The organism is Catellatospora sp. NPDC049111, assembly GCF_040648615.1.
GTDB classification, from domain to species: Bacteria; Actinomycetota; Actinomycetes; order Mycobacteriales; family Micromonosporaceae; genus Catellatospora; species Catellatospora aurea.
This window is the reverse complement of sequence record NZ_JBEZEB010000002.1, coordinates 405,042-417,722: the sequence shown is the minus strand read 5'-3', so window position 1 is coordinate 417,722 and position 12,681 is coordinate 405,042. Positions and strand designations below refer to the sequence as shown.

Below are 12,681 nucleotides of genomic sequence, written 5' to 3'. Positions count from 1 at the left end.
TTCGAAAGAAGAGCGCCCCCTGTCGTATCTCCGGCGGCTTGTCGCGGATCGGTGGCGTAGCGGGCCGGCGAACGGGCACAGTGATGGCATGACGAACGTCGGAGATCCGCCGCAGTACTTCTGGTGCATCAAGCACAACCGGGTCGAGAGCGGCGACGGCAAGTGCGCGGCCAAGTTCCTGCTCGGTCCGTACGCCTCCCCCGCCGACGCCGAGCAGGCGCTGGCCAAGGTCAAGGAGCGTAACGAGGAGTGGGAGGAGGAGGACGCCCGCTGGCAGGGCGACCCCTCCTGAGGCGCTGATCAGCGCGGGACGGCCGCCGCCTCGCGGAGCAGGATGGTCAGGTCGGCGGTGGCCGCGCGCTGCCGCCGTCCGGCGTGCTCCAGCTCGAAGGTCAGCCGCACCACCACCTCGGCGAAGCCCTTCGGCCGGGTGCGCGTGGACAGCAGGTCGGCCCCCATCCGCACCAGCGCGCCCACCGGCACCGGGGCCCGCAGCCGCAGGTTGTCCAGGCCCTGGTTGACGGTCATGTCCACGCCCTCGACCCGCCAGATCTCGGCCAGCAGGGTCGGCGTCAGCGACATGGTAAGGAAGCCGTGCGCGATGGTGCCGCCGTACGGCCCGGCTGCGGCCCGCTCGGGGTCGGTGTGGATCCACTGGTCGTCCCAGGTCGCCTCGGCGAACAGGTCCACCTGGCGCTGGGTGATCTCGTGCCAGGCGCTGTGGCCCAGGAAGCGGCCGACCACGTCGGCTAGGTCGCGCACATGCGTCACGGTCTCCGGCACGCCCGCGATCCTATGCGGACATCCCGCCTTTTGTGACCGGTGCAGGAGCCACAACCGGCCGATGCGCTGAGTCGGATGTCCGGGACGTGTGCGAAGCTGCCTCGAACTCGTCCGGCTCGCGTCAGCGAGACGAGCAGCAATCCTTCCGACAGCGCGTTTCCCTCGCGCGTTCTTTTTGGAGGTCTTCGTGGCCTGGTTCATCGGCCAGTCGCTCCTCATGATCCTGACAGCGTTCCTGCTCGGCCTGCTGGTGGGCTGGCTGCTGTTCAGCAGGCGCGGCAAGTCCACCCCGGCGGAGCAGCCGGCCGCGGCCGCCGCTCCGTCCACCCCGGTCGTCGCGGAGACTCCCGCGCCGGTCGCCGCGGCCCCTGTGGCCGCCGAAGCCAAGGCGGAGAAGGCCAAGCCCGCCAAGAAGGCGTCGAAGAAGGCCGTGCCCGCCCCGGCCGCGCCCGCCGACGACGAGATCGAGGTGCAGCAGCGGCCCGTGTCGCTGGTCGCCCCGATCGCCAAGCCGGAGTCGGCCGCCGAGCCGGAGCCGGTCGCCGCCGAGCCGGTCGTCCAGCCCACCCCGGAGCCCGTCGCCGTGGCCGCCGACGAGCCCGACGACGCCGTGGAGGCCGCGGTCGAGGCCGCCCAGGACAAGGCGTTCAAGGTCGAGGCGTCGACGCTCACCCCGATCGAGAACATGCTGGTCGCCGCGGGTGACAACCTGCAGCGCATCGAGGGCATCGGGCCCAAGATGGAGGCCGCGCTGACGGCCGCCGGCATGGGCACGTACGCCGCGGTCGCCGCCGCCGACAACGCCGCCCTGCGCAAGGCCATCGAGGACGGCGGGCTCAGCTTCGCGCCCGCCCTGCTCACCTGGGCGCAGCAGGCCCAGCTGCTCGCCGACGGGGACGAGGAGGGTCTGGCCGACCTGCAGCGCCGCCTCGTCGCCGGCCGCGACACGGGACGGGAATGAGCATGGCGGACAACGCTCGCAGGTTCCACCCCGTGGTCGGGCTGGCGGTCGCGGTGCTCGGCCTGGCCGGCATCGTCACCGCGCAGCACCTGCCCATCCGCGAGACCGTCCAGGACGACCTCACGACCCGCTCCGAGCAGGCGCTGGCCGCCGCAGGGCTGTCCGCGGTGGAGGTCGACTTCATCGGGCGCGACGGCACGCTGAAGGCCGCCTCGGCCGCCGAGGCCGATCAGGCGCTGGCGATCGTGCGCAAGCTGGAGGGCGTACGCGTCGCCGTGGCCGAGGTGCCCGCGGTGGCCGCACCGGCCCCGTCGCCGTCGCCGACCGCGACGGCGACTCCGCCAACCGTGATGCTCACGCTGTCCGGCGGGCGGGCCGTGCTCACCGGCACGGTGCCCACCGAGGCGGCCCGCAAGCGGCTGTTCGAGGCGGCGACCTTCGTGGCCGGCGCCGGACCGGTGGACGACCAGCTGAAGGTCGACCCGAGCGTGACCGACGCCGGACTCGACGGCGTGGCGAACGTGATCTCCGCCTACGGCCAGGGCGCCAAGGACGTGTCGGTCGAGTTGCGCGGCGGCGACCTGTCGCTGACGGGCACGCTGGCCTCGCAGGCGGCCAAGGACGCCGTGGCCACCGCCGCGGCCCAGTCGGGCTCGGTCGTGGTCGATCGCACCGAGGTGGCGAAGGTGCAGCAGGAGCTGGTCAAGCTGCCCGCGGTCACCTTCCTCGACAACAGCACCACGCTCACCGCGGCGGGCCGGGCCGCGCTCGGCCAGGCGGCTCGCATCCTCACCGCCAACCCGCAGGTCAAGGTGCGGATCGAGGGTCACACCGACAGCAACGGCACGGCCGCGGACAACCTGACGCTGAGCCGGGCCCGCGCCAAGACGGTGCTGGACTACCTGGTCAAGCAGGGCGTCGCGGCCGACCGGCTGACCGCCCAGGGCTACGGCGAGAGCCGTCCCGCCCGCCCCAACACCAGCGAGGCCGGCCAGGCGGTCAACCGCCGCGTGGAGTTCATCGTCCTGCCCTGATCACAGCCGGTACGAAGTTTGGAAGGGCACCTTCTACAACGCGGAGCGTTGTGAAGGTGCCCTTCCTTTCTCTCATTCGGCGCCGGTGTAGCGGAGGCGGTAGATCTTGGCGGCGGGGGTGTCGGGCGACGCGGTGTCGGCGTCGGGGTAGAGGGCCGTGAAGTAGAGGCCGTCGGGGCCCGCGGCGAGGCCGACGACGCTGGCCTTGCCGGTGCCGTTGTACTCCAGCAGGGTCTTCGGCTTGCCGACCTTGTTGCCGTCGAAGGTGAACTCGACGATGCGCTTGCCGTTGTCCTGCGGGCCGCTGGCGAAGGTCGGGCCGCTCTCCGCGACGAACATGTGCCCGTGCTTGCTCTTCGGGAAGCCCGAGCCGTGGTGCACGTCGGGGTCGATGAAGGCGATCGAGGTCGGCGCGGTCGAGGGCGACCAGATGTAGAGCTTCGGCTTGAGCATGCTGTCGCGAGTGCCGTCCCAGCCGTAGTCGACGCCCTTGTCCACCCGCGACAGCCGGTCGATCGCGGTGCCGTTCTCTACCTGGTAGTAGCTGCCGTCGGCACTCCACGCCCCGCCGAACGGATTGCGGAAGCCGGAGGCGTAGACGTAGTCGCGGGCGGTGATGCCGTCCTCGTCGTCGTAGAACGGGTTGTCGGCCGGCGCGCTGCCGTCCAGGTTCACCCGCAGGATCTTCCCGCGGAACGAGTTCAGGTCCTTGGCCGTGTACGCCAGCATGGCGTCGCCCATGTGCACGTAGAGCTTGCCGTCCGGGCCGATGGTGAGCTGCGAGATCTGGTGCGCGGCCGACTGCGGCTCGGCGGGCATGTCCAGCAGCGTCGTCTGCTTCGCCGCCGTGAGCCCGCCGTCCTTGCTGGAGAAGCGCACGACCTTCGGGTAGTGCACGCCGCCGCGCTCGTAGAGCACCGAAGCCAGCACGTCGCCGTTGGCCGGGTCGACGGTGATGCCGGTGACGCCCTTCTCGCCGGTGCCGGGGAAGGTGCCCCGCGGGTCGAAGTTGAGCAGGTTCTTCGCGTAGACGCCGGTGCTCAGGTCCCCCTTGACCACCTTGATCTGGCCGTACAGCTCGGTCACGTAGAACATCGGCTGTGCCGGGTCGCCGGTGTGCCCCGGGACCATCGCCAGGTGCACGGGCAACTGGAAGCCGCCGGCCACCTCCTCGACCCGGTAGCCGTCCTGGCGTACGTGCCAGGTGCCGGCCCCGGCCAGCGGGGCGCGCTGCGGCAGGGTCCGGAACGCGCGGTAGCCCCAGGGACTCCAGCGCTTTTCCTTGTCCTTGGTGTCGTCGCGGTAGCGCACCCGCAGGTCGTACTCGCGGTCGGGGGCGAGGTCGCGGCGGGCGGCGAAGGAGTTCTCGAACTCGCCGTCGCCGAGGTGGGCGTGGACCAACTGTGGGCCGTCCAGGCAGGGCGAGTGCCAGACCCGCTCAGCGGGATCGACGGACCAGAGCTCCCACTCGGTGCAGACGTGCTTGACCTTCTTGCCGTTCTTGCGGGCCGGCATCGGCGCGCTCTCCATGTGCACGTCGGCACCGCTGACCAGATGCCCGTCGGCGCGCGGCTCGGTGACCGCGGGCGCACCCGGCAGTGCCGCCCCGAGCGTGCGCACCGGCCGGGCGGGCTGCGCGGGAGCGCCACTGCTGTACGCCTGCTGGAAGGAGAGGTAACCGATGCCGCCCAGCACGACGGCCACCACGGTGGCGGTGATCAGAAAGCGTCTGTTCTTCATCTCTTCCCCACATCGCGGACAAGTCGGCGAATCCGGGCAAGAGTACCGGCGCGACGCCGGGCGGCAGGTGTTACACGCCCGGGGTCGCGCCGGTTGGCAGTGAGCTCACAGCGGCGGCCGGACGGTCACCACTGGTACATGTCGCCGTTCTCGTCGAGCATGAACCAGGCCCCGTCCATGCCCTGGCCGTTGGCGTCACCCGGCCTGTCGGTGCCGAACCGGTAGAGCGGCAGGTCGCGGTAGGTGGTCTGCATGGTCCCGTCGGGCCGGACGTGGGTGGACAGCAGGAAGCCGTCGACACCCTCCCCGTTGACCGCGTCGCCGATCATCGGCGGCCAGGTCACCGCGCACTTGTCCAGGCACGCGCTCTTGCCCTTGGCGTCGCGGAGGAAGACGTAGAGCGTGCGGCCGTCCTGATCGACCAGAGCCTTGCGGCCGCCCACGTTGGCGATCCGCACCGCGGCCCGGGCGGCCGACGGGGAAGCGGCCACCGGAGCGGCGACCGCGCCCGTGGCCTTCGCGTCCCCGGCGGACGGGGTGGCGTTGGAGGCACAGGCCCCGAGAGCGCCCGCGGTGATCACGGCGGCGAGCAGAGCGAACCGGCGTACGAACATTGATGCCACCCCGTCAGCGGATCCGACATTGTCACAAAGCGTAATGACCAGGTGACTTCGCCATTGGCGAAACGCGCCAGAACACGCCCATCCGGAGGATATGAATCCAATTCGGATGTAACTAAGTTGAACCTGCAACGACAGCCGACAAACCCTGTCGAGGGCTGAACGTGTCGTTGTGTGACACCTATGTGTCCATCCGGTGGACGTTTCGGGGGTTGTGGTGAAGGTTGTTGCCCGTAACTCTCATGGGAGTCCCACCGAACAGTCGAGAGGCACAGGCGATGGCAGTCACCGGCGGCGGAGCACCGCCGTGGGCACCTCAATACGTCCAGGAAGCCGATGTTCCGATGGCCACGGCACGGCGCCGTCCCCGTCGTTCCATCGGCTTCCGCCTGCTGCTGCCCATCGCCGTGGCCACGATCGGCATCGGCGTGCTGGGCTGGGTGCAGACGTCGTCGGCCCTGGACGCCGCGCGTGAGGCCGAGTCCTCCGGCGCGGTGGCCCAGGCGCTGACCGCCACGGTCAAGCTGAACCACCAGCTCGAACAGGAGTTGTCGGAGACCGAGGCGCTGCTGCAGCGCGGCGGCAAGGCCGGCGAGCTGCTGCTCACCGCGCAGCGGCGGCGCACCGACGAGGCGGTGGCCCGCTACCGGGCCACGGTGCCCGTCGCCACGCAGGTCGCGCCGGAGATCCGCGAGCTGGTCGACCAGGCCGACGCCGCGCTGGCCGAACTGCCCCGGCTGCGTGAGCTGGCCCAGTTCCCGCCCGAGGGCCAGCCGGCGGTGAAGACCTCCCCGGAGGCCGTCTACGACGAGCTGACCCACAGCATGTTCGCGGTCGGCGAGGCGCTGGCCGCCGCGCCCGCCGACGCCCGGCTCAGCGCGCTGACCGAGACGGTCGCGGCGCTGAACGCGGTCGAGCACCACTCCGCCGAGCAGCGCGGTCTGCTGCGCACCGTCTTCGCCCGGGGCCGGTTCGAGCACGGCGAGCTGGCCGAGCTCGGCGAGCTGCACGGCGCCGAGACCGAACGGATCGCGCAGTTCGAGCGGGTGGCAGGTTCACAGCTGGCGGCCCGCTACCGCGAGGTCGTCCGCGGTGCCGACGTGGACAAAGCCCGCGCGCTGCTCGCGGGAGCGCTCACCGCCGACAGCACTCCCGTCGGCCTGGACGTCGACCCGGACGCGTGGTTCATCGCCAAGTCCAACGCACTACGCCGGCTCTACCTGTTCGAGCTGGAGGTCATCGACTCGCTGGAGGCCGAGGCAGCCCGGCAGCACGCCGCGGCCGAGCAGGACGCACTGGCCAGCGGCGGCGCGTCGGCCCTGGTTATCCTGGTCTCACTGGGTGTGGCGGTGCTGCTGTCCGTACGCACCAGCCGTGGCCTGCGCCGGTTGAGCCGGTCCGCGATGGACATCGCCAGCGGCGAGCTGCCCGCCGCGATCGCCGAGGTCTCCTCCGCGCCCGGCGTCGACACGGTGCGCCGCCTGGTGCGTGCCTCCAACGAGCAGGCGGAGAAGGCGCTGGCCGGCCCCAACGACGAGATCGGCGAGGTCGGCGCGGCACTGGCCAACCTGCACCAGCAGGCGCTGCGCCTGGCCGCCGACCAGGCCATGCTGCGCCACGACATCTCGCAGATGTTCGTGAACCTGTCCCGCCGCGGCCAGACCCTGGTGCAGCGCCAGCTGCACCTGATCGACGAGTTCGAGCGCAGCGAGACCGACCCGCAGTCGCTGGCCAAGCTGTTCGCGCTGGACCACCTCGCCGCCCGCATGCGCCGCAACGAGGAGAACCTGCTGGTGCTGGCCGGTGGCGAGCCTGGCCGCCGCTTCGTCAACGCTGAGCTGCTGGTCGACGTCGTGCACGCGGCCGCCGCGGAGATCGACCAGTACGCCCGGGTGGAGACCAACTCGATCGCGGACCTGTGCGTCGTGGCGCACGCCGTCGGCGACGTCGTGCACCTGCTGGCCGAGCTGCTGGAGAACGCGACCGACTTCTCCCCGCCGAACAGCCGCGTGCTGGTCACCACCCGGCGCGGTGTGGACGGTCTCACCATCAACATCTTCGACGCCGGCATCGGCATGCCGCCCGGGCAGCTCCAGGAGATCAACGAGCGGCTGATCCGGCCGTCCATGCTGACCAGCGAGCTGGCCCGCACCATGGGCCTGCTGGTGGTAGCCCGGATCGCCGCCCGCCGCGGGATCACGGTGCAACTGCGCAGCAGTCCCGGTGGAGGTACCGTGGCGCTGGTGCTGCTGCCGACCGCTCTGCTCGCCCCGTCGCACAGCGCGGTGAGCAGGCTGACGGTCCCGTCCAACGGCTCCCTGCCCGACGGCGAGACCCTGCGCACCCGGCGGCCCGGCACCCGCCCGGCCGGCGCACCGGCGTCCGCACTACCGCCCATCCCCGCACCACCGTCGGTGCCCGTCCAGCCGTCCACCCCCCAGCCGTCCACCGTCCAACCCCCTGTCGTCCCGTCCCCCGCTGTCCCGTCCCCCACCCCGTCCACGTCCGTCGCGCCCGCCGGCTTCGCGGTGGCCGCCGACGCGCCGACCCAGGTGATCCCTGAGGTCCGGCAGGCACCCGACCGTCCCCAACTCCTGCCCTCCGGCCTGCCCCAGCGCCGCCCCGGCAACCTCTCGACGCCAGGCGACGCAGCCACCACCCCCTCCCGGACCGACAGCTCCGGACTGCTGGACCCCGAAGCGGTCCGCGCCCGGCTGTCCGGTCTGGCCGGCGGTATCGCGGCCGCTCACCGCGAACTGGCTCGTGAGCAGCGCCTGTCAGCCCCGCCAGCAACGAAGGAAAGCACTCGATGACTCAGAACCCCGCGCAGCTCGCCGGCGCCGACGAGGTCGGCGGCCTCGACTGGCTGCTGACCTCCTTCGCCCAACGAATTGCCGACGTCACCTACGTGCTGGCCGTCTCTGTGGACGGCCTGACGATCGCCCACTCGGACGGGCTTCGTCAGGACCTGTCGGACCAGCTCTCTGCCATCACGAGCGGGATGGCCAGCCTCACCATCGGTGCGGCACGCTGCCTGAGCAGCGGCCAGGTGCGCCAGACCGTGGTGGACATGGACGAGGGCGTGCTCCTGATCATGGCGGTCCGCGACCGCGCGTTCCTCGCCGTGGTGGCCGCGCCCGGCTGCGACCTCGGCCAGATCGGCTACGAGACGGCGCTGCTGGCGCACCGGGTCGCGTACGCCCTGGAGCCGGAGGCGCGGGTGGACGGCCAGTGGTGAGGCGCCGCCGGCTGGCCCTGCTGCTCTGCGTGCTGCTCGGGCCGGCGCTCGCCGCCTGCTCGGCGGACGCCGAAGAGGCCGCACCGGCCTGGCACGGCGGCACCCTGACCATCGGCACCGGCCCCACCAACGGGGTGTTCAACCAGGTGGGTGGCGGTTACGCCGATCTGATCAACCGCCACCTGCCCGGCTACGAGGCGCTCGCCCCGCCGACCAACGGCGCGGGCGACAACCTGCAGCGGCTGGCCATCGACGACGTGCAGATCGCGTTCACCTTCGCCGACGTGGCCGCGGACGCCGCCGCGGGCAAAGGCCTGTTCGAGGGCAAGCCGGTGCAGTTCCGGGCGCTGGCCCGGATCTTCAACGGCCAGACCCACCTCGTCGTGCGCCGCAACGCGGGCATCAAGTCGATCACCGACCTGCGCGGCAAGAAGGTCGGCACCGGCCCGCAGAACTCCGGCAGCGAGGAGGTCGCCGTCCGGCTGCTGACCGTCGCCGGGCTGGACCTCAAGCGCGACATCACCCAGGTGTCGGCGTCGCTGTCGCAGATGACGTCCTCGATGCGGTCCGGCGACCTGGACGCCATGTTCTACTCGGCGGGCCTGCCCACCACCGGCATCCAGGGCCTGTTCGACCAGTCCCCGGGCGTGTTCACCCTGGTCCCGCTCGACAAGCTGGGCCAGGCCATCAGCAAGGCGCATCCCGACATCTACGCCCCCGGCAGCATCCCGAAAGGCATGTACGGCCTGGCCGCCGAGGTGGACACGATCGCGGTGCCGAACCTGATCGTGGTGCCGGTCGACATGCCCGACGACGTCGCCTACCGGCTCACCCAGCTGCTCTTCGACCACCAGTCGGAGCTGGCCGCGGTGCACCCGGAGGGCGGCAACTTCAGCCGGGACATCGCACCGCTGGTGTCGCCGTTGGAGCTGCACCCCGGCGCGCGGCGATTCTACGGAGTGTCCTGAGCCGCCGGGACGGATTCACAGGACCGCACCACCTCCGGACGGCCCCGGCGTAACGTCGGAGCCGTCCGGAGGTGTGTGATGCCGTTCTTCGCTGCCATCTGGTTCACCGTCGTCGTCGGCTGGCTGATCCACGTCGCCGTGGACAAACATCCCGACCGCCGCAGCAAACACCGGGTCGTCGAACTCGCCCTGCTCTGGATCATGGTGGTCGGCGCCGGGATCTGGGGCCTGCTCGGCGGGCTCAGCCACATCGGCCCGACGTCCGGCGACACCGCCGAGCAGATCGGCTACACGCAGTCGATGTTCCAGTGGGAGGTCGGCTGGGGCGACATCGCGGTGGCCGTACTGGCGATCGGCTGCGCCTGGCGGCGGCTGCGCGGCACCTGGCTGACCGCCGCGGTGACCGCGCTGGCCATCTCCTTCTGGGGCGACGCCTGGGGTCACTTCAACCAGTGGGTCTTCCACGACAACCACGCGCCCGCCAACGTCTGGGCGCTGCCGTCGGACATCCTGATGCCCCTGTTCGCGATCATCCTGCTGGTCATGTACCGCCGCGGCGCCCCCGCCCAGTCCTTCGAGCAGGCCGCCGCCCGACCCGTCCGCCCCTGACCGCTCGGCTCATCACGGCCCGTCCCTGACCCCGCCGAGCACGGCCCGTCCCTGCCGCTCGCCGAGCACGCCCGCCCGCGCGGCGCGCGGCTCAAGCCGGGCGCGGTCCACACCAAGGTCATTCGACTTGCCAGGCACATGGGCGAATGCGGCCTCAAGATACGCACAGGTGCCTGGCAAGTCGGACGATCAACGGACGCCGCACGGCCGTCAGGTCTGGCCGGGGGCCTCGATGACGTACGGGATCAGGGCGACAGGCAGGTCGGCGGCTCCCGGGCCACCGGCGGCGGCCCAGGAGGCGACGTACTCCACCGTCGCCTCGTCGAGGATGCCGCCCAGCCACACCGGACGGCCGCCGTCGCGGCGACCGGACGGGCGCGGGTGCACGACCATCACGTTCGAGTGCTCGCAGACGTCCAGGCACTGCGCGATGCGCACCCGTACGCCCGCCTTCTCCAGTTGCCGCAGCTGACCATCGTGATCGGTGTCGGGGTGCTTGGCGGTGCCGCAACAGCAGTCACGGCACACCGTCACCCTGGCCTTCACGCGGCCGCCCGCACGGCGGCGGTGTTCGCGACCGCACCGGCCCGCAGCCCGGCCAGCCCGAATCCGACGCCGATCCCGGCCCACAGCACCACCGAGGCCAGCAGCGACAGCAACCGGAACGACCACAGCAGATCGGCCGGCGTGCTGATCGGATCACCCGACGACGGCAGCGCGAACAGCAGGGCGAGCCCCACCAGCACCACCCCCACCGGAGCCGACTGGCGCAGCGGCAGCGCCGCCCCGCGCTCGGCGAGCCGGCCCGCCAGCAGACCTGCCGCGCTGACCGTGGCCAGCCCGATCGCGATCGCGGCCAGCCAGGTCACCGTTCGCGCCTGCTGCGTCGCCTCGCTGCCCACCCCTGGCGGGTTGGTCGGGTAGCGCAGGAACGGCAGGAACGCCACGCCCAGGAAGCCGGCCCCGGCCAGGCGCAGTGCCCGTCCCCACGGGTCGGCCCCCGGGTCACGGCGGTGCAGCACCGCGTACACCAGGCCGAACAGCAGACCGATCGCCATCCCGGCCAGGATCACCGAGACCAGCATGCCGATGTGCTGCGTGTCGCGGCTGAACAGCTCCGCGCCGTGGCCTTCACCGGCGTTGGCGTGTTCGAGGGCGATCGCCCGGTCGATGACCGGCTCGGCGAGCACCAGGGACACCACGGCGGAGAGGGCCCCGGCGCACGCACCGGCCAGCCCGCCCCGCCCCATCAGCGAGAGCAGGGACATGTCCGCCCCGCTCAGTGGCAGTTGGCGGCGAACAGGTGCCGCCCGTCGTGGGACAGCTCGTGCAGGTAGTTGGCGCTACGGGAGAGTTCCCCGTACACCGGGGACAGCAGCGCGCCCTGGTCCAGGAACACCGCGTAGAGGATGAACAGCGCCACCGCGACGAGCACTCCGGCGATGACCTGATCCCGCAGCCGCCCCGCGATTCCGGCCGTCTCCTGCGACGGCACCGCGGGCGTCGACAACGCACCCATGACAAAACCTCCTCCTCGGGGTTCACCGCCCCGAACTGGACAACGACGGGTCAGTGTCCTGACTCCCGGGTGGATGGAACTTCGTCGCGCTTGCCGCGCCTTCCAGCCGCTGCGGCGGCCGTGGCTCGTGCGGGGCGCTCCCCGGTCACAGTGGCGGGACCGTCCCGGATTCTCACCGGGTTCCTGCGCACCGTCGTCTGATGTGAACTTGTTGCCCTCACCATGCCAGCAACGCTCGCCGGCCGTCAAACCTCCTCAGGGGTGACGTCGGTGAATATCCGCATGAAGCGGTGCGTGATCGTGGCCGTGCGGGTGATCGTGACCGTGACTGTGCCCCGGGTCACCCGGGTGGTGGTGCGGGGTCTGCGGCAGCCCGACCCGGTCCTCGAAGCCCGGCAGGCTGATCCGGTACACACAGGAGTCGCAGTTCATCCGGATGTCGCCGGCCAGCGCCTCGCCGTAGCGTTCGATCACCAGGTCGGCCAGGGCGTCGGTGTCGCCGAGCACGTCCGCGCTCCGCACCTGCACGTCGGGGCGGCCCATCGCCCACGCCGTGGCCTGCTCCGCCACCCGGCGCGGCAGCACCCCGGTGAAGAGGAAGTACGGCAGCACCACGATCCGGCGCGCGCCCAGCGCCGCGCAGCGGTCCAGGCCCGTGGGCACGCCGGGGGCCGCGAGCGAGATGAAGGCGTACTCCACCCCGGCCACCCCGGTCGTCTCGGCCAGCAGCCGGGCCGCCCGCGCGACCTCGGCGTTCGCGTCGGGGTCCGTCGAGCCCCGGCCGACCAGCAGCACCGTGCTGTCCTGATCGGCTCCCGCCTGGTTCAAGCGCTCCCGCAGCAGGGCGAGCACCGTGGGGTGCGCGCCGAGCGGGCGGCCGTACGCCACCGCCAGGCCGGGATGCCGCAGCTGCTCGCGGGCCAGTGCCGCGGGGATGTCGCCCTTCGCGTGCCCCGCCGCGACCAGCATCAGCGGTACGGCGGCCAGCCGGCGGTGCCCGCCCGCGACGAGCTCTGCCACCGCCTCGCCCAGCGGGGGCGGGGACAGCTCGATGAAGCCGCCGCCGACGGTCACGCCGCGCGGGGCGAGGTGTTTGCCGACCCGTTCGGTGAACGCGCGGAACTGCTCGGCTCCGTCCGCGTCGGACGTGCCATGCCCGGCGATGAGCAGCGCGGGCGGGGTGGTGGTCACAGTCTCTCCTCCAAGGAT

At 71.8% G+C, this 12,681-nt stretch carries 13 protein-coding genes, 1 pseudogene and 1 riboswitch; of the genes and pseudogenes, 7 read left to right on the top strand and 7 right to left on the bottom strand.

What is annotated here, in order from left to right; genetic code table 11:
• Positions 1-88 precede the first annotated feature (88 nt).
• Complete coding sequence (locus tag AB0B66_RS04455) at positions 89-292, top strand: hypothetical protein (protein ID WP_360522732.1); 204 nt, start codon at positions 89-91, stop codon at positions 290-292.
• Between the two features lie 8 nt (positions 293-300).
• On the opposite strand, the gene AB0B66_RS04450 is transcribed toward AB0B66_RS04455, so the two are convergent.
• Positions 301-783, bottom strand: a complete 483-nt coding sequence (locus AB0B66_RS04450; protein WP_360522729.1) for a MaoC family dehydratase — start codon at positions 781-783, stop codon at positions 301-303.
• A gap of 187 nt (positions 784-970) precedes the next feature.
• Here AB0B66_RS04450 and AB0B66_RS04445 point away from each other — a divergent pair, with 187 nt between their 5' ends.
• Positions 971-1,744 (top strand): helix-hairpin-helix domain-containing protein, encoded by a 774-nt coding sequence (locus AB0B66_RS04445; RefSeq protein WP_360522726.1) that lies wholly within the window; start codon positions 971-973, stop codon positions 1,742-1,744.
• Positions 1,745-1,746: 2 nt separating this feature from the next.
• Positions 1,747-2,778, top strand: coding sequence for an OmpA family protein (locus AB0B66_RS04440; RefSeq protein ID WP_360522723.1), 1,032 nt, complete (start codon positions 1,747-1,749; stop codon positions 2,776-2,778).
• Positions 2,779-2,850: 72 nt separating this feature from the next.
• On the opposite strand, the gene AB0B66_RS04435 is transcribed toward AB0B66_RS04440, so the two are convergent.
• Positions 2,851-4,518, bottom strand: a complete 1,668-nt coding sequence (locus AB0B66_RS04435; RefSeq protein WP_360522720.1) for a PQQ-dependent sugar dehydrogenase — start codon at positions 4,516-4,518, stop codon at positions 2,851-2,853.
• 125 nt (positions 4,519-4,643) lie between these two features.
• Entirely contained in the window at positions 4,644-5,132 is a 489-nt protein-coding gene (locus AB0B66_RS04430; protein WP_360522717.1) for a hypothetical protein, read from the bottom strand.
• Between the two features lie 350 nt (positions 5,133-5,482).
• Between AB0B66_RS04430 and AB0B66_RS04425 the strand changes: the two genes are divergently transcribed.
• The 4 genes from AB0B66_RS04425 (at position 5,483) to AB0B66_RS04410 (ending at position 9,953) form a co-directional block, all read left to right on the top strand.
• The gene (locus tag AB0B66_RS04425; protein WP_360522714.1) at positions 5,483-7,951 is read left to right on the top strand and encodes a nitrate- and nitrite sensing domain-containing protein; all 2,469 of its coding nucleotides are present in this window, start codon (positions 5,483-5,485) and stop codon (positions 7,949-7,951) included.
• Positions 7,948-8,376, top strand: coding sequence for a roadblock/LC7 domain-containing protein (locus AB0B66_RS04420; protein ID WP_166382903.1), 429 nt, complete (start codon positions 7,948-7,950; stop codon positions 8,374-8,376). Before AB0B66_RS04425 ends, AB0B66_RS04420 begins: the two co-directional genes overlap by 4 nt.
• Positions 8,370-9,344 (top strand): TAXI family TRAP transporter solute-binding subunit, encoded by a 975-nt coding sequence (locus AB0B66_RS04415; RefSeq protein ID WP_360522711.1) that lies wholly within the window; start codon positions 8,370-8,372, stop codon positions 9,342-9,344. The genes AB0B66_RS04420 and AB0B66_RS04415 overlap by 7 nt, the downstream gene beginning before the upstream one ends.
• Positions 9,345-9,422: 78 nt before the next feature.
• Positions 9,423-9,953, top strand: coding sequence for a DUF6790 family protein (locus tag AB0B66_RS04410; RefSeq protein ID WP_360522708.1), 531 nt, complete (start codon positions 9,423-9,425; stop codon positions 9,951-9,953).
• Positions 9,954-10,163: 210 nt separating this feature from the next.
• Here the strand turns inward: AB0B66_RS04410 and AB0B66_RS04405 are convergent, their stop codons facing one another.
• From AB0B66_RS04405 to AB0B66_RS04390, 4 genes and pseudogenes are all read right to left on the bottom strand, one after another.
• On the bottom strand, positions 10,164-10,499 hold the full coding sequence (locus AB0B66_RS04405) for a (2Fe-2S) ferredoxin domain-containing protein (protein WP_360522705.1): 336 nt from the start codon (positions 10,497-10,499) through the stop codon (positions 10,164-10,166).
• A complete protein-coding gene (locus AB0B66_RS04400; protein ID WP_360522702.1) occupies positions 10,496-11,221 on the bottom strand; it encodes a CbtA family protein in 726 nt (241 codons plus the stop codon). The genes AB0B66_RS04405 and AB0B66_RS04400 overlap by 4 nt, the downstream gene beginning before the upstream one ends.
• An 11-nt stretch (positions 11,222-11,232) precedes the next feature.
• Positions 11,233-11,472: a CbtB-domain containing protein gene (locus AB0B66_RS04395; RefSeq protein ID WP_144125036.1), complete on the bottom strand. Its 240-nt coding sequence runs from the start codon at positions 11,470-11,472 to the stop codon at positions 11,233-11,235.
• Positions 11,473-11,502: 30 nt separating this feature from the next.
• Positions 11,503-11,699: riboswitch (cobalamin riboswitch) on the bottom strand.
• A gap of 67 nt (positions 11,700-11,766) precedes the next feature.
• Positions 11,767-12,663, bottom strand: a pseudogene (locus AB0B66_RS04390) (sirohydrochlorin chelatase); the annotation flags it as partial.
• Positions 12,664-12,681: the final 18 nt, after the last annotated feature.

What these genes read in the sequence shown, in the direction of transcription:
- AB0B66_RS04400 (WP_360522702.1), bottom strand. Translation starts at nt 11,221, where the DNA reads ATGTCCCTGCTCTCGCTGATGGGGCGGGGCGGGCTGGCCGGTGCGTGC.
- AB0B66_RS04420 (WP_166382903.1), top strand. Translation starts at nt 7,948, where the DNA reads ATGACTCAGAACCCCGCGCAGCTCGCCGGCGCCGACGAGGTCGGCGGC.
- AB0B66_RS04395 (WP_144125036.1), bottom strand. Translation starts at nt 11,472, where the DNA reads ATGGGTGCGTTGTCGACGCCCGCGGTGCCGTCGCAGGAGACGGCCGGA.
- AB0B66_RS04455 (WP_360522732.1), top strand. Translation starts at nt 89, where the DNA reads ATGACGAACGTCGGAGATCCGCCGCAGTACTTCTGGTGCATCAAGCAC.
- AB0B66_RS04435 (WP_360522720.1), bottom strand. Translation starts at nt 4,518, where the DNA reads ATGAAGAACAGACGCTTTCTGATCACCGCCACCGTGGTGGCCGTCGTG.
- AB0B66_RS04430 (WP_360522717.1), bottom strand. Translation starts at nt 5,132, where the DNA reads ATGTTCGTACGCCGGTTCGCTCTGCTCGCCGCCGTGATCACCGCGGGC.
- AB0B66_RS04440 (WP_360522723.1), top strand. Translation starts at nt 1,747, where the DNA reads ATGGCGGACAACGCTCGCAGGTTCCACCCCGTGGTCGGGCTGGCGGTC.
- AB0B66_RS04410 (WP_360522708.1), top strand. Translation starts at nt 9,423, where the DNA reads ATGCCGTTCTTCGCTGCCATCTGGTTCACCGTCGTCGTCGGCTGGCTG.
- AB0B66_RS04425 (WP_360522714.1), top strand. Translation starts at nt 5,483, where the DNA reads ATGGCCACGGCACGGCGCCGTCCCCGTCGTTCCATCGGCTTCCGCCTG.